The organism is Gemmatimonadota bacterium (genome assembly GCA_026706845.1).
Lineage (GTDB): Bacteria > Latescibacterota > UBA2968 > UBA2968 > UBA2968 > VXRD01.
Genome location: JAPOXY010000005.1, coordinates 77,992 through 95,518, shown reverse-complemented (window position 1 = coordinate 95,518; position 17,527 = coordinate 77,992). Strand labels below are relative to the sequence as shown.

Here is a 17,527-nt window from a genome sequence, read left to right as displayed (position 1 = left end):
CGAATCTTGAGCAACTGAGTCTTAACGACAATCCGTTGGGTGGTTCGATTCCTGTGGAACTGGGTAACCTGTCCAACCTCATTCACCTGAATCTTAACGACAATCAGTTGAGTGGCGAGATTCCCCCCGAATTGGGCAACCTGACAAATCTTCAACGCTTGTATCTTAACAGTAATCAGTTGCGTGGTGGTATTCCCGTGGCATTGACCAACCTGTCCAATCTGACTCTCCTGTATCTTTATAGGAATCAGTTGAGTGGCGAGATTCCCCCCGAATTGGGCAACCTGACCAATCTCACGCGCCTGTATCTTTTTGATAATCAGTTGAGCGGGGAAATCCCAATAGAATTGGGCAATCTGGCCAACCTTGAGCGACTCTATCTTTTTGATAATCAGTTGAGCGGGGAGATTCCAACAGAATTGGGCAACATGACCAACCTTCAGTACCTGTATCTTTATAGTAATCAGTTGAGTGGTGAAATACCTATTGAATTGGGCAATCTATCCAACCTTCAGCGGCTACACCTTGACCGCAATCAGTTGAGTGGTGGAATACCCATTGAATTGGGCAACTTATCTAATCTCATTCGCCTGAATCTCAGCCGCAATCAGTTGACTGGCTCTATTCCAACAGAATTGGGCAACTTATCTAATCTCACTTACCTGAATCTCGGCGTGAATCAATTAAGTGGTCCGATCCCAATAGAATTAGGTAACCTGACCAATCTTGCGTTGCTGGCAATTTGGGATAATGATTTGAGCGGTCCTATTCCCGTTGAATTCGGTAACCTCACAAACCTCGTGCATCTGAGTTTTGGCGGTAACCAATTAAGTGGTCCTATTCCCGTCGAATTGGGCAACCTGATCAATCTCACGTATATGACGTTTTGGAACAATCAATTGACGGGTATGATTCCATCAGAATTGGGCAACCTGACAAACCTCACTTATCTGAATCTCGGCGACAATGCACTGAGTGGTGAGATACCTCAGAGCCTGACTGGGCTGATGAAACTGGAGACATTTTCATTTGGAGGTGAGGGAGGGCTATGTGCGCCATCTGATCCGACCATTCAGATGTGGCTTGATGGCATAGAAGAGGCTCATGGTCCAACGTGTGCCCCACCAGGCCAGCGCGAGGCATTGATAGCACTGTATAATGCAACGAATGGATCCAGTTGGACAAATAACGACAATTGGCTCACGGACAACGACATTTCTACATGGCATGGCGTTGATGTTTCTGACGGTTCGGTGACAGCATTGAACCTGAGAGAGAATAATCTAACGGGTGAACTTCCCGCAGAATTGGGCAACCTGACTAACCTTGGGCAGTTGCATCTTAGCCAGAATCAGTTGAACGGGGAGATTCCATCTGAATTGGGCAACCTGACAAATCTCGGAGGGCTGGGTCTTCACAGCAATCAGTTGAGTGGCTCGATACCAGCAGAATTAGGCAACCTGACTAACCTTGGCTACCTGGGTCTTGACCGCAATGCATTGACTGGTGAAATCCCAGCAGAATTGAGCAATTTGGCCAACCTTGGGGGATTGTATCTTTTCAATAATGCATTGAGTGGTTCTATTCCAGCAGAATTGGGTAACCTGACAAACCTTGAGACTCTGGGTCTTGGCCGCAATCAGTTGACTGGTGAGATCCCAGCAGAATTAGGCAACCTGACAAATCTCACGGAACTGAGTCTTAACGATAATCAGTTAAGCGGAGGGATTCCAGCAGAATTGAGCAACTTGTCCAATCTTGAGGTGCTGTATCTTAGCCAGAATCAGTTGAACGGTTCGATTCCAACAGAATTGGGCAACCTATCCAATCTTAGGGTGCTATTGCTCTGGGACAATCAGTTCAGTGGTTCTATCCCAATAGAATTGGGCAATTTGTCTAACCTTGAAATCCTGCATTTCCCCGACAATATGTTGAGTGGGATGATTCCAATAGAATTGGGCAACTTGACCAAGCTTACAGAACTGAAGCTTGGCGGTAATCAATTGAGTGGTGGAATACCCGTTGAATTGGGCAACCTGACCAACCTGAAGATACTGGAGATTGGCGGCAACCTGTTGAGTGGTGAGATTCCTCAGAGCCTGACAGGACTGACGATGCTGGAGAAGCTTTCCTTTGACGGTGAGGGGGGACTATGTGCACCATCTGATACAGCCTTTCAAGCGTGGCTGCAGGGCATTGAAGAGGCTCATGGCCCAACGTGCGCTCCCCCAGGCCAGCGCGAGGCATTGGTGGCACTGTATAATGCGACAGGTGGAGACAATTGGACGAATAACGACAATTGGCTCACGGACAATGACATTTCCACATGGTATGGCGTCCATGTTTCTGACGGTTCGGTGACAAACCTGGAACTGGAAGAGAATAATCTGACAGGAGAGATCCCAGCAGAATTGGGCAACCTGACCAATCTTGGGAATCTGAATCTCAGCCAAAATGCGTTGACTGGCCCTATACCATCCGAATTGGGTAACTTGTCCAATCTGGGGGGATTAGGTCTTTGGGACAATCAATTGACTGGGGAGATTCCAGCAGAATTGAGCAACCTGACAAACCTTGGGTATCTGGGTCTTGAGGGCAATCAATTGACTGGGGAGATTTCAGCAGAATTGAGCAACCTGACAAACCTTGGATGGCTGGGTCTCAGTGGGAATCAGTTGAACGGCTCAATCCCAACTGAATTAGGCAATATGACAAATCTCGCTCATCTGCAGCTTGGCTGGAATCAATTGACTGGCTCAATCCCAACTGAATTGAGCAACCTGACAAACCTTGAGGAACTGACTCTCGGCGGGAATCAGTTGAACGGCTCGATCCCAACTGAATTGGGCAACCTGACAAACCTCACTCATCTGAAGCTTGGCGGGAATCAATTGACTGGCTCAATCCCAACTGAATTGGGCAACTTGTCTAACCTTAGGTACCTGGAGCTTTTCGATAATGAGTTGAGAGGTTCGATTCCAACTGAATTGGGCAACCTGACAAACCTCACTGAATTGAAGCTTGGCGGGAATCAGTTGAACGGCTCGATCCCAACTGAATTGGGCAACTTGTCCAATCTTGGGTACCTGGACCTTGAACGGAATAATCTGACAGGAGCACTTCCAGCAGAATTCGGCAACTTATCCAACCTCGAAGCCCTAGAGCTTTGGGACAATCAGTTGAGCGGAGAGATTCCTGCGGCATTGGGCAACATGACCAATCTTAGAAATCTGAATCTTAGCGAGAATCAGTTGACTGGTGAGATCCCAGCAGAATTCGGCAACTTATCCAATCTCACTGGACTTTGGCTTGCCGGTAACCAATTGAGTGGTGCACTGCCCCAGAGCCTGACCGGGCTGACAAATCTACAGGGCTTTCACTTTTGGAGTGAGGGAGGTCTATGTGCGCCAACTGATGCAGCCTTTCAGGCATGGCTTCAGGGTATTGAAGATCACGGCGGCTCAACTTGTGCCCCACCACCCCCGCCAGGCCAGCGCGAGGCACTGGTAGCACTGTATAATGCTACGGATGGACCTAATTGGACAAATAACGACAATTGGCTCACGGAAAACGACATTTCCTCCTGGTATGGCGTCGAGGTCTCTGACGGTTCGGTGACAGCATTGCATCTGGGAGGGAATAACCTGACAGGAGAGATACCAACAGAATTGGGCAACCTGATAAACCTCACTTACCTGCATCTCTGGGACAATCAATTGAGTGGAGAGATTCCAGAAGAATTGGGTAACCTGTCCAATCTTATGCAACTGGGACTTCACGATAATGCGTTGACTGGGGAGATCCCAGCAAAATTAGGCAACTTGACAAACCTTGAGGACCTGAATTTTGGTGGCAATCCATTGACTGGGCAGATACCAATGGAATTAGGTAATCTGACCAAGCTCACGCGCCTGGCTATCTGGGGCAATCCGGTGACTGGAGAGATCCCCTCCGAATTGAGCAACCTGACAAACCTCACTTACCTGGCGCTTCAGAATACTGAGTTAAGTGGTTCAGTTCCTACAGAATTGAGCAACCTGACCAAGCTCACGGAACTGTGGCTTGGCGAAAATAAGTTGAGTGGTTCTCTACCTCAGAGCCTGACCGGCCTGACAAAGCTACAGACATTTCACTTTTGGGGTGAAGGAGGCCTATGTGCGCCGTCTGATGTAGCCTTCCAGGCGTGGCTGCAGGGCATTGAAGATGTCAACGGCCCAACTTGCTCGGAATAAGATGCACTCGGGCAGATTACAAACCGTTAGCCCGGCTCTGTTTGCATTCTAATTGCAAAAGCCCGACTTGATTAGAACAGGTCGGGCTTTTTTGTTTTTCTGAATGATGTTTAAGGCGCAAGATTGGGAATTGGCCGCGCATGAGCCGTGTGAATACACTGACGCAACGTGGAAAGAGTGTATATTTTGAGCGATGAATGAGTGGTATGGTGAAAGATATGTTCTTTTCATCATGCCGCGATGACAACCCAAACCTCCTGGATTAAGTTAAAAATAAACAAAGCCCATTGATCGGTGGTGATCGACGGGCTTTATTATTTTCCTCTCCTAATTAGGGTTGCATTCTAATGTCACGGATTAGATATTACAAAACATGACATCGAAAACAAACAACGCAACAGATCGGATCTCGCATTATTTTCCCTATATTGTGGGCGGGACTGCGATAGTGGTCCGTTTTTTTTATCTCTGGTCATTCTGGGCCACTCATCCGTTCTCTCAGAAACTCATCTCAGACGCGCGGATATTCGACGACTGGGCACTGCGCATCGCCTCGGGAGACTGGCTCGGCACGGCTGAAGTCTTCATTCTCCCCCCCCTGTATCCATACCTCATGGCGGTTGTATATGCGATCTTCGGACATGCGCCCAAACTGATAATAGGCTTACAGGCTGCCGCCGGATGTGCCAGTGCGATACTGGTCTATCGATTGGGCGCGCGGCACTTTGGCGCATACGCGGGATTATTCGCGGGATTGTTATTTGCGAGCTATGGACCGCAACTATTTTACGAAGGCATGCTACTGGGCACATCGGGTGCCGTATTCCTCAGCCTGGTAGGATTGACGCTAATCTCGGGCAAGAATAAAACCCACTGGCACCTGGGGCTGGCCGGATTGGTCTTTGGACTGGCAACACTCATGCGCCCCAACATCTTATCCGCAATCCCATTCTTGCTATTCGGCGCGTGGTGGGCCTACCACAAAGCAACACCGGCAAAACGTTCAATAAGACTGGCGAGTTACTTCTTAGGGGGCCTCATCCTCCCACTCCTCCTGTGCGGACTTCGCAACGGCCTGGTCGCGGACGACTGGGTATTGATGACCGCGCACGGCGGCATCAACTTTTACATGGGCAATCACCCGGATGCGCCCGGCTGGTTCTCCGCACCTCCTGGTGTGGATGCACAGATCACCCCGGATGGGGCACAGGGCAATTTGGAAGGCCCGCGCCGCGTGGCCGAAGACGCCTTGGGGCGATCTTTGAAAGCATCTGAAGTCTCTTCCTTCTGGTTTAATAAGGGACTCGCATTCTGGATAGACGATCCAACAGGCGCGATAGCCGTAACCTTGCGAAAAGTGCGCCTATTTGCATCGGGATACGAAGTCCCACTCAATTACAATTTCTATTACCAGAGAAAATTCTCTGCCATCTTGCGCTTACCAATCGCAGAACTGTGGATATTATTTCCCCTATCCATCGTGGGACTCATCGTCGCAGCCCGGCAATTTGACCGCCATGCCATCCTGTATCTATGGCTCATAGGATATGCGGCAGGCGTATTGGCATTTCACGTATCGTCGCGCTATCGCATGCCCGCAATCCCCATCCTCATGATATTTGCAGGCATGGGAACATGGACATTGATATCCTGTGTACAGTCGCAAAAGTGGAAAAACCTCTGCATCGGTGCGGCGGCACTAATCATCCTGTGGACCGGCTACCGCATAGAACTAAACGCACAGCTCGCCCAAAACAACTGGACCATGGACCCCTTTAATCTGGGCACGGCTTATTTGTGGGCAAACGAAAATGAACCGGCGCAATTATATCTGGAAGAAGCGGAAAAATACGGACAGGGCGACGCCGTGTTGTATTACAACCTGGGATTGGCATATGCACGCACCGAAAAAATGGAAGCCGCCAAAAACGCATATCAACAGGCACTGTCCCGGGACCCCGACATGGTGCGCGCATACGTCAACCTGGGCAACGTCCTGTTTCACGAAAAAAAATTTCACGAAGCGATAAATAACTATCGGGAAGCACTGAAAAGAGATCCCAATACCCACAATGCGCGCGCGAACATGGGCTGGGCGTATTGGTCTCTGGGAAGGACAGATGAAGCGCGCAACGCCTGGCAGCAAGTCTTGCAAACAGCGCCCGACCACCCCTCGGCAAAAGCTGGGATGGCGCGCACGCGCTAAATTAAATAGACACTTGATATTACTATCCTTATATTGCCCTCCGCTTTCCATCGATCCGGAGTATCATGAATGGCAATTCGCGAAACACAAACACAGACAGCACCTCTTCAACGAGCCGTAACCGCGCGGTCAATTGTGATAGGTGCTATGTGCGCGGGCTTCCTCGGATGGGGTGGACATTTTACGCGACACATTGCCCACACCACAAAAATGGCGCAAGATCACTTGCCCTGGGGCGCAGTCGTACCATTTTTGATAATAGCAGTCGTATTGAACAAAGTCCTGGAAAAAGTACGCCCGCAATGGGTCTTGCGCCCATCGGAATTGCTGGTCATCTTCAGCATGGGCCTGGTCGCATCGGCATTGCCCAGCTATTTCATGGGACATTTAATCGCCAACGTATCCGCGCCATTTTACTTTGCCAACACGGAGAACCGATGGGCAGACGACATACATCCGTATTTAGCTGAATGGGCGGTCGTAACCGACAGGACAGCTGCGCGGTGGTTTTTTGAAGGACTGCCAGCTGGCGCAACCATCCCCTGGGAAATCTGGATAACGCCGATGATTTGGCGCCTGAGCCTCGTATTTATGATCGGCGTATTTGGATTTTGCGCGGTCTCAATCCTGCGCAAACAATGGGTAGAACACGAGCGCCTCACCTTTCCGTTGATGACATTGCCGCTGGAACTCGTCAACAGAGAACCGCGTGGATTCTGGCCCGTGGGCATCATGAATCGCCCCGTATTCTGGTGGGGATTCGCGCTCGCCTCATTTCCCATATACTGGAACATGGTTGAATATTTCCAGCCGCATTTTCCAACCATTCCCCGATACCTGGGATTGATGGAATTCGGTCGGTATTTCCCGCCGATTCACATGCGGTTTTATCCAGTGATCATTGGCGTATCGTATTTTATGGATCTGGATGTATTGTTTAGCATTATTGCCTTTCACCTGTTATTGACCCTTGAAATGGGGCTGTTCAACCGCCTGGGAATCGAAATAGGCCCAACCCATGTGTGGCCGGCATCGCAATTCGAAAACTGGCAGGGATTTGGTGCCCTGTGCGTGCTGGTGCCGTGGAGCTTGTGGATGGCGCGAGAACATCTGAGAAATGTATTTCGCAAAGCCGTGCTCAATGCGCGGGAGGTTGAAGACGCGGGCGAATTATTGTCCTATCGCGCAGCACTCGGCGGACTGCTGGCGAGCGGACTATTTATTTTGAGCTGGTGCGTAGCCTCCGGCATGTCGGTCTTTGTCGCCCTGACTTTTTTGAGCCTTGTGGGCGTGATCTGGTTGGGCATCACGCGCGTCTGCGTGGAAGGCGGCATGATCAGCAGCCGCATGATACAGGGACAATTTGTCGCCTATCACCTGCTCGGACCCGTTAATATTTCCCCATCGGGAATGGCGGCATTTGCCCTCACAGAAACATGGCACCACGATATCAAAACCATATTGATGGCCAATCTGGCCAATGCCACGCGGCTTTACGACAGCATCCGACACGAGAGAACGCGCCTGGTCATCGCCCTGGGATTGGCCATGCTGGTGGTGATAACCACAAGCGCGTATTATCAAATATCATCGAGCTATGTAACCGGCGCATTTAATTACGGCGGCATTTACGGTCCCTATGTGCAAAACACTTTTGATACCATCGCCGGTCATATTCGGGACCCCTTTGCCCTGAAACGCGAGCGCATGCTCATCGCGCTCATTGGAATGGCAACCACGGCACTGATGCTATCCTTGCGCTATATATGGCCCTGGTGGCCCTTGCATCCGATCGGATTTGCCGCCGTAACAGCCTATCCGGTCAACCGCATTGTATTCTCGATCTTCTTTGCATGGTTTGCCAAATTTGTCATCTTGCGGGCGGGCGGCATTGATCTATACCGCAAAGCATCGCCGTTTTTCCTGGGACTTATGGTGGGATATTTCACGGGCGTATTTGTGTCGTTTCTGGTAGATTGTATCTGGTTCCCTGGGCAAGGACATTCGCTGGCATTGTATTAGAGGCTACGCCATGTGTAACGACAAAAGAAAAATTCGCTCCATCTGTGAACGCATCTTTATCGCGTGTGCATTTGCCATGATATGTGTGCCTGTCTGGGCAGATCGCCTGCAGGAAAGCTTCGATGCACGGGCAGATTCGCTCGCCGCAGTCCTGGTCGCAGAACGCGCCGGACCAGACAGCTCAGCCATCTATCGGGCATTGCAGCGAGAGGAAAAAACGCAATTTTTAATCGACTTCTGGCAACGACACAATCCCGTAGTCCTGCAATTTTATTACGGATATCACATCGGGCGCCGCTACCTGACGGTATCAGACGCTTTTTTTGAACGCGGTCGATTGATACCCCAGCGCTATAAAACGCGCGCCACACCACCAGATCCCGCCCTGCTCGACGATGCCGTAGCACTATTTGAACGCCTGCTACGGGACAATGCCGACGACCGAATCGCCCTGTGCGCGCTGGGATATTGTTTGTTAGAACAGCACAAAGGCGTGGAAGCAGAACGCATTTTTGTGCGCGTACTGGAAAAAGACCGGCGGTTTCTCATCGCGCGACACGGGCGGGCACTGGCGTGCTTGATCCAGAAAAAACAGGTGCGCCGCGCACTGGATCTTTTCCAGGACACCGTATCTCTCGATTCGCAATACGAGGCAGCGTATTACAATCTGGCAATGTGTCACCTGGCAATGCGTAGCGTAGATATGGACTATCACTTTGGCAATGTGGTCAAGCGTTTTCCGCAACATCGCGATGCGTATTTTAAACTGGGGGTATTTTATGTATCGCTCTATTATTTTGAAAAAGCCGTCAAGGCATTGTCAAAGCAAGTCGCTGTAAATCCAGCGCACACCGTGGCAAGGGGCAGATTGGCGCGCGTGGCAATGGAATTGAAGTATTTAAAACAAGAACTGCACACAACCACAGAACTGCGCGACCTCGCCCAAAAAGATCCCGAGCGTTATCTGCCGCTTTTGGGCGCACAATATCTGGAATCGGGCGCGTACGAGCAGGCAGAAGCGTCATTTTCGCAATTTTTATCCCTCTTACCGCAAAACGAACGCCTCCTGTACGAAGATGTCACCTTACTCCTGTCGGCAAGTGAATTTGAGACCTTTCGCATGATCAGGGGAGATGAAAAACGCGCATTTACCAATTTGTTCTGGCGCAAGATAGACCCAACGCCGACCACACCGGTTAACGAGCGCAGATTGGAACACTACCGGCGCGTGAATTACGCGATTCAGAACTTTTCCGAAGGTCGAATACCCTATGATGCGCGCGGCGATGTGTATATCCGCTTTGGTCATCCCGATCATCGAAGCTGGTCCGATCACCTCGTATTCGAAACCAATGCAAAAGTGATTCGGGTAAAGAATCGGCTCATGGACCTCGCGAGAAATGCGCTGCATGAAATCGCTCCGACGACATCGCTACAGGTAGAATCGTCGTTGGGCGCAAGCACGGTACTGAAGGTAACACCCGAAGTTCGGGGACTGCCGATATTTCCCCTGCCGCATCAGGGTGCATTGTTTCGAGATGGCGCGTCTTTGAACTACAAGTGGGAGTCCTGGATTTACGCCCATATTGGCGAGGGAATTGAAGTGACATTCCTCGACGCCCTGGGCAATTTTGATTTTCAATTTCCCCAGCCGCCTGTTGACTCGCCCAATCGATTGCTGTGGCTACACCTCGCACCCGAAGCCGTGGTCGCACGAGTCGTCAACCGCACGCCCTCTGTTTACCACTATCCATATCCCGGAGACCCCATGCCGCTGCTTATGTCCGTAGCGGATTTTAGGGGCAATGGACGCGATACGCGCCTGGATGCCTTTATCGGCATACCCTGGACCGCATTGAAAACGCAAAAACGGGGAACACAGATAGAGGCTTCGGTGAAGCGAATGTGGGTCCTCTATGACGTACAGGGAATAGAAATTGCCCGCGACAGCCTGAACACGCGGGCAACACAGCGCGAAGCCGTTGACGACCCCGGCGTTTTATGGGTAGATCAGGTCACTACAGAAGTCAAACCAGGCCACTATCTCATGGCCGTGCGGGTGACCGACCCGGCCTCGGGGAAATTGCAAATTCACCGACAACTCGTCGATGTAGAACCATACAATGCCCCAATCCTGATGGTAAGCGACCCCGTCGTAGCGGGAAAAATTGCAACAATAGAAACCCCTGCAGAAGGCAAATTCATCCGAGACGATCTCGAAGTGCTCCCCCTGCCGTCACACACCTTTGCTCCAGAACAGCCAGTCTATCTGTACTACGAAGTGTATAACCTCTTCCGAGACGACACGGGGCAAACGCATTACCGCGTGGATTATACTGTACGTGGCAGCAAAAATGCCGGTGCCCGGTTGCTAAAAGGCATCGGCACATTGCTGGGCATATCTGAAAAGCAAGAAGGCGTGCAGGTATCTTATGAACACCGAGGCAATAAGGAAACAGAACCCGTATATGTTGCCCTCAACGTAGCGGCAAACCCGGGACAAAAACTCACGATAGGCGTAACCGTAACCGACCTGAACCGCCCGGGAATACCCACAGCGACAAAAGATGTCTGGGTAGCGATAGGGAAATAAGGCAGCTACGCTGTTCCAACTTCGCGTGCGACTTTGGGCCGACGGAGTTTCCAGATCAAACCATCCAGAACAAAGTGGGCAAATGAGGTGCCGTAGGCAAAGAAGAGGAAGGCAAAAAGGGAATAGGCGTAAAGACCATAGAGGATCCCACAGATAACAGCGGTAAAGAGAAAGGTATTGCGTACAATATGGGTGGCGGCCCTATTGAGAAGCGGCGCATCGAGAGCCGAAGTGCGGACTTTGTTTTTAATCGTAAGCGCGACCAGAGCGATATATTCGGAAGCGTGATTAATACTCGTGGCAATATAGATAGCGCCAGCCGACAGGGTAGGACCAATCCCATAGAGGAAGACCACAGAGGCAAAAAAGAGCAATTTGGGGACACTGACACCCTGAGTGCTGCGAAATTCATAGATGAGCCAGGCCAGAGTGATCAGAATAGCCAGACCGTATAAAATGTGGGAGATCAGGAGCGGCGGCGTGAAGTCGAGCAAATTGCGAAGATAGTGCATGACCTTGACATCGGCTTCAGAACCGAAAAGGTAAAAGAACCCAGCCAGCCCCCAGAGATACATCGTCCATTCATCCAGGCGCTTGTGACCCCATCGGGCTTTGCCGGAATAGATGCGGAGAATGCCGTATTTCTGACGAACAAAGTGAAAATAGTTAAAAAGGTACCAGAACGCGAACATCTCGGGCTCATCAATGCGAAAAAAATAACAGAGCCCCACAAAGACAAAACAGAGAACGGGAATAAGCGTATAAAGGACGCGCGCGCGGTTAAACTCAGCGCGATCTAAATAGACCAGCAGAAACGTGAAGTACCGGTGCGTCGCAAAAAGAAACGTAACAGAGATAATGCGGATGGTATCGAAGTATTTGGGAAACAGGTAGGGGGCAAAAAAGAAAAGCAACCAGCCCAAGGTAATACAGGAAAGATCAACAACGGGCGTAACGACCCAGAGTGTATGTTTTTTTTCAACGGACATAGGGATTCCCCTCCTACTTCTCACTTCCCACTTCCAGACAAACCATCTCAGTGTGGTTTCGAAGATAAAGCCTGCCATTAGATAGTGTGGGTGGCGTCCAGCACCGCGGAGACAAAACCTGAGCACTGGCTCTTTCTATGTACGCTTCTGGCTTGGCCTCCACGAGCGCCAGCTTGCCCTGTTCGCCCAGGACGATCAGATGGCCATCCGCAAAGATGAGTGACCCCTTTTGAAAGCCGCGTTTGCGCCATTGCTCCTGCCCGGTATCTGCGGCAATACACTTGAGAATGGCGTTGTCAAAGCCATAGAGGTACCCCTCGTGATGTATGGAAGAGGCAAAGTGGTTTTTCATACTGCGATTGAACCATACTCTTTTTACCGAAAACTGACCGTTCTGGGAAATAAGCTGGATAACCGTCGCGCCTTTGCCATAACCCGAAGAGATAAAAAGTCTATCTGGGGGGAGAAAAATAGGCGTCGCAGCATTGACATCGGGACCTGTTTGCCAGGAATGCCGCCACAGGAATCGACCATCTCTGGCAGCGACACCGACCAGACCAGAGACTGGAAAAAAGACGATTTGCCGGACATCAGACACAGTAATCGCAATAGGTGAAGCATAAGAAGGAGCGTCATCTTGAGATGCCCAGGCAACCTCGCCAGTGGTTTTATCAAAAGCAATAAAAGCGTTTCCAGAAGAACCTCCAACCTCGACAATCAGCCAATTGCCTTCTATCAAAGGAGACGTAGAAAAGCCCCAATGGGGGGGATCGCTTATGTATTCAGTTTGAAAATGGTGAGACCATACAGTTTCTCCGTCCTCAACATTGAGTGCATAAAGCTGTCCGTATGCACCTAAAAAGAACGCCCGTTCTTTGTCAATAATGGGCGTAGCTCTGGGACCGTTCCCGCCCTGCCAATCTGAAAAATTGCGTCCTGTCTTAACCCGCCAGCGCTCTTCCCCTGTCGCGACATCCAGACATACCGCATACTCATCTTCGCCTTCAGCAAACATAGTATAGGCTGCGCCCCGTGCAACGGCAATGCTCGAGAAACCCTCGCCCAGCGGTATTCGCCAGAGAACAACAAGTCCGGAATCAGGCCAATCTTTGAGCAACCCTGTCTCAGAGGAAATACCATCGCGATTGGGACCAAACCACTGCGGCCAATCCGCGGCAAAGCCACTGCCCGTCAGGAAGAGCAGGGCAATCGAAAAGGTGATAATAACGACACGCATAAAAACTCCTCTCATCGACTCATCTATTAGCATTTCCCACCCGTTCCAATTCCTGAACAATCGCCGTATGGCCTTTTGCCCTCGCCCACATCAAGGCTGTAACCCCATCTTTATCCTCAATAGCCACATCGGCGCCGCCTCTTAAAAGCACGCGAACAGCTTCGACGTGTCCCTCAAAAGCGGCAGCCATCAACGGCGTGCGGCCCTCCCGGTCGGGCGCATTGACATTCGCGCCCACCCCCAGTAAAAACTCGACACGTGCGGTCTCACCATCCCACGCTGCACCCATCAAAGCCGTATCGCCCATGTTATCTCTAACATTGAGGTCGGCGCCACCTGCTATGAGCACCCGCACAATTTGGCGATGATCTTGTAAAACAGCCCGCATCAAAGGGGTTTCGCCAGCGCCACCTCTGATATTGGGAATTCCGCCTTTTGCCAGAAGCGTATCGACAACAGCGATATGACCTTTGAACGCAGCCAGCAACAGGGGCGTATCGCCCAGATTGTCTTTGGCATTTGGATCAGCACCCGCATTCAGGAGGGCATCCACCATATCTGTTTGGCCTTCAATTGTCGCCCAGGTGTGTGCAGTCCGACTGTCCTTATCTCTGATATTGGGATCAGCACCGTTTTCGAGAAGAACTTTTACAGCATGCGTATGGCCTGCAACAATCGCACTCATCAAAGCCGTGCGCTCATCGCTGTCCTGCGCGTTGACATCTGCGCCCGCGTCTATCAGCGCTTGAAGCGTGTTTGTGTGACCTTCTACCGCTGCGGGCATCAACGCAGTGGCACCATGGGCATTTTTCAAATGGAGATTTGCGCCTTTTTTCAGGAGAATATTGACAATATCTGTATGCCCATCAAAAGCCGCAGACATTAAAGCGGTGGCACCGTGCTTGTCCTGAATATTGGGGTCAGCTTTGCCCGACAAAAGCGCCTGCACCGTCTGGATATGTCCTTGAAAAGCCGCAACAATCAAAGCCGTTTCCCCGCTCATACCCTGAGCATTGGGATCGGCACGCTTTTCCAAAAGAGCATTGACGATATCTGTATGCCCACCTCTGGCTGCGACCATCAGCACGGTAGTACCGTATTTATCCCGAGCATTTGCATTATCGCCAGCACTCAGACGCGCCTGTACATCGGACAGATTTCCCTTTGCTGCGGCTTCGAGAAGTTGTGTCCCATTGGCCCCTGCGGAAAGGCTGATGACAAGGATAAATATAAAGATAATCTTGAACATACAGCAAAAGTAAAAAGTCAGACAAAAAAGTCAAAGAAGATTCTGGCGTCCAAATTCATTTTCACGGAACGGGAATATCGAGACCAAAAGTCTGGGCGAGCCATTGATAGTAGAAACGCTGTGTCGTATCGCGCAGAATCTGGTCTTTCCAGCCAGCGACAAGACGTTCGACCTCCGCAGTATCACCCGCCATACACAGCGCGTAGAGATATAAATAGCGCAGAGTCGGATCGGAAGACTGGGCGTAATACCGTGCGGCAAGAGTATAGTCGCGCTCCGCCAGGGCGCGTGCAGATAAGTAGGGGAGATACGGCTTTTCCTCATCGCCTTTCTTCAGGCGGGTATCAACCGCATAGAGCAAATCGTCCTGAATCTGGAGATGCCATAGCGGGAGCGTCCGCAAATCGGTCTGCGTGAGAAGCGTGTGGAGCATGGCGATGCGAGTGCCCTCATCGCGCGTTTCGTCAGCTTGGGAAACCAGCGAAGCCTCGAGAAGGCGCTGCGCTTCAAAATAATCGAGTGTGCGCATCCGCATGCCAGAGGGCCATGCATTGCGAATAAAAGCACTCTTTTCAAAGCGCTCGCGGGTGAGCAGGGGATTCATCCAGCGGTCGTAAAATGCCCGATGGGGTTCGCGGTTGAAAAACCCCACGGAAAGGCGTTTGGGATAATTATCCACCAGCGGTGGGGTATCGCGCGTGAGCGCGTTGAGGTGGTCGGCGTCAGACATAAAAAGAGCACCGAGTTGCTCGGGGCGCTCCAGACCGAGGGCGAGGAGTTCGGAACGCACGACCGGATCGCGCCACTGTCGGCTAAACGAGACCTCAGAGGGGGAATGAGAGGCATTGCGAGAGCCAGCGAGCATCCAGTTAAAACCCGCCCCAGCCCAAAGAGAGGCGTCCTCAAAAACATTGCAAAACGCGCGGATAATAGCCTTTGTGTCCTCGGGTTTGAGATGGTGAACCGGAAGCCAGTACGTGCATAACCCCCCATCTGAAAGACGGTCGTAGATCAGTTGGAAATACTCCTGCGAGTAGAGATTGACCACGCCGGCCTGCCTCGGCGGCGGCGGCTCGCTGGTAATCAGATCGTAGCGGTTTTGCGTCGTCTGCAAAAAATAGCGCCCATCGTCAATATGCACGCGCACCCGGGGATCTTTCAAAGGTTGCGTATCCGGGTCGGGATACACAATGCGATTCATCTCGAGCACATCGCTGGAGATATCGACCACGTCAATATGCTCGAGCGACCGTGTATCCGTAAGTGCTTTGGCTGTAGAACCCACGCCAAAGCTGATCAGCAGTGCACTTTTGAAATCGGGGTGAAGAGCCATGGGCCAGTACACATAGAGCTTCATATAGCGGCGATTGACCAGACTACTGGACGCCATTGAAAAGCCATCCGTAAGCATCTGGTACGCAACCGGCACGCCAAAATAAGCACCTTCCAAATAGATAATCGTCTCCGTGCGTCCTTCGCGGGTACCGGCGATTTTCCATGTATCGGGATAGCCAAAGCGCTGTGCGACAAAGGTGAAATACGTATTCTCCATTCGGCCAAAGGGAAAAAGGACCAGAAACAAGAGGTACGCGGCAAAGAGAACATAATACACCCGGTACTTCCGGCGCAGACCTGAAACGAGAAAAGCGACAACGCCGTAGCAAATCGCCAGAACAAACGTAGCGACCTCCATGCCCAAAAGCGGCAACAGCCCAAAACCCGCAATAAGAGCGCCCAGACCAGCACCGATGGTATTGGCAAGCGTGAGCAAGCCAGCGGCCCGGGTATCGGGCTGGATATGGCGATTGAGCGCGGCACCGGTGAAGGTAAACAGGATGCCAGAGAGAAGGGATACGGGAAACATCAGAGCCAGAGACAGCGTCAGGATTTGCGATATATTGCCAATATATCCCGTTCCAAAAGGCGTCACCACATAGACAAAAGTCAGATAAGTGACAACCGTGAGTATCCCGGAACCGAGAGCGAGGGCGGGAAGCACGCGAAATGCCCCGGCATTGTGTCGCAGCCATCGGGCGGCCAACCCACCTCCCACACCAATACCCGTGAGCACCACAGACAGCATCACGGCAAAAGCAAGCGTCGTCGCGGGCACAAAAAGGTGGAGAAAGCGGAACCAGACCACCTCCAGCGCCAGCAGAACAGCCCCCGATAGAAAGGCAGCACCCAGCAAGCACCTGGCCCGAAAGTTGGGAAACCCGTCCAATTTTGGGGGAAGAGCCTCGCGCGCGCCAGAGAAATAGCGCGCAATACCCAGCGCACCCCCAGCGGCGATGAGATCCAACAGCGCGGCGACCCACGCCGTGCCCAAAACCCCAACCCATTCGATAATAGCAACCTCTCCCGCGACCGCGCCGACCACGGCACCCAGCGTATTACACGCATAGAGCCGACCGAGCGCGATCCCAAAACCACCTTCATCGTCAGATATAGAAGCGTCGTCTCGCACCCGCAATGCCCTGACTAAAATGGGCAGAGTAGCGCCCATCGCAGTAGTCGGCACAATGAGAAGGGCAAAACTCAGTACCAGGCGCAGCGCGTTGAGCAACAATGGTTGGTCAAAAAAAGATGCGAGAAAAGCAGAGAGCGCAGCGGTAAGCGTGGGCAACATCCAAACGATAACCACGCCCGACAGGGCAATGGCAATTTCCAACAACGCATACACGCGCACGGGACGCTCGACGCGCCTTCCCAAACGCGCAGATAGACCATTGCCCAGAGCCAGACCACCCATAAATGCGGCCAGCACCAGACTGGATGCCGTAATACTATTGCCAAAAGTGAGCCCTGCCTGGCGAAACCACAGGGTTTCAAACAGCAGAGCAGCTGCACCCGAAAGAAAGAATATCGCGTACAGGGTGGGGGATAAAATACGAGTCATGAATTTTACTTTTTTTCGGTGTTCATCGGTGGTTGTTTCTTACCACTAACACTCCGTCAAACAACGCCTTTCCAAACATTCTGTCAAGGGCTATCCGTGA

Annotated in this window: 8 protein-coding genes; 4 read left to right on the top strand and 4 right to left on the bottom strand. The window is 51.5% G+C overall.

What is annotated here, in order from left to right; translation table 11 throughout:
• Positions 1–35 precede the first annotated feature (35 nt).
• The 4 genes from OXG87_00545 (at position 36) to OXG87_00530 (ending at position 11,053) form a co-directional block, all read left to right on the top strand.
• Positions 36–4,232: a leucine-rich repeat domain-containing protein gene (locus OXG87_00545; GenBank protein MCY3868007.1), complete on the top strand. Its 4,197-nt coding sequence runs from the start codon at positions 36–38 to the stop codon at positions 4,230–4,232.
• Positions 4,233–4,605: 373 nt separating this feature from the next.
• Complete coding sequence (locus OXG87_00540; protein MCY3868006.1) at positions 4,606–6,438, top strand: tetratricopeptide repeat protein; 1,833 nt, start codon at positions 4,606–4,608, stop codon at positions 6,436–6,438.
• A gap of 69 nt (positions 6,439–6,507) precedes the next feature.
• Entirely contained in the window at positions 6,508–8,460 is a 1,953-nt protein-coding gene (locus OXG87_00535) for a hypothetical protein (GenBank protein ID MCY3868005.1), read from the top strand.
• A 10-nt stretch (positions 8,461–8,470) separates the two neighbouring features.
• Entirely contained in the window at positions 8,471–11,053 is a 2,583-nt protein-coding gene (locus OXG87_00530) for a GWxTD domain-containing protein (protein ID MCY3868004.1), read from the top strand.
• Positions 11,054–11,058: 5 nt separating this feature from the next.
• Here OXG87_00530 and OXG87_00525 read toward each other — a convergent pair whose 3' ends face one another.
• From OXG87_00525 to OXG87_00510, 4 genes are all read right to left on the bottom strand, one after another.
• Positions 11,059–12,042: a hypothetical protein gene (locus OXG87_00525; GenBank protein MCY3868003.1), complete on the bottom strand. Its 984-nt coding sequence runs from the start codon at positions 12,040–12,042 to the stop codon at positions 11,059–11,061.
• 13 nt (positions 12,043–12,055) lie between these two features.
• On the bottom strand, positions 12,056–13,279 hold the full coding sequence (locus OXG87_00520; protein ID MCY3868002.1) for a PQQ-like beta-propeller repeat protein: 1,224 nt from the start codon (positions 13,277–13,279) through the stop codon (positions 12,056–12,058).
• Positions 13,280–13,298: 19 nt separating this feature from the next.
• Positions 13,299–14,528, bottom strand: a complete 1,230-nt coding sequence (locus OXG87_00515) for an ankyrin repeat domain-containing protein (protein ID MCY3868001.1) — start codon at positions 14,526–14,528, stop codon at positions 13,299–13,301.
• Between the two features lie 61 nt (positions 14,529–14,589).
• A complete protein-coding gene (locus OXG87_00510) occupies positions 14,590–17,427 on the bottom strand; it encodes a spermidine synthase (protein ID MCY3868000.1) in 2,838 nt (945 codons plus the stop codon).
• Positions 17,428–17,527 lie beyond the last annotated feature (100 nt).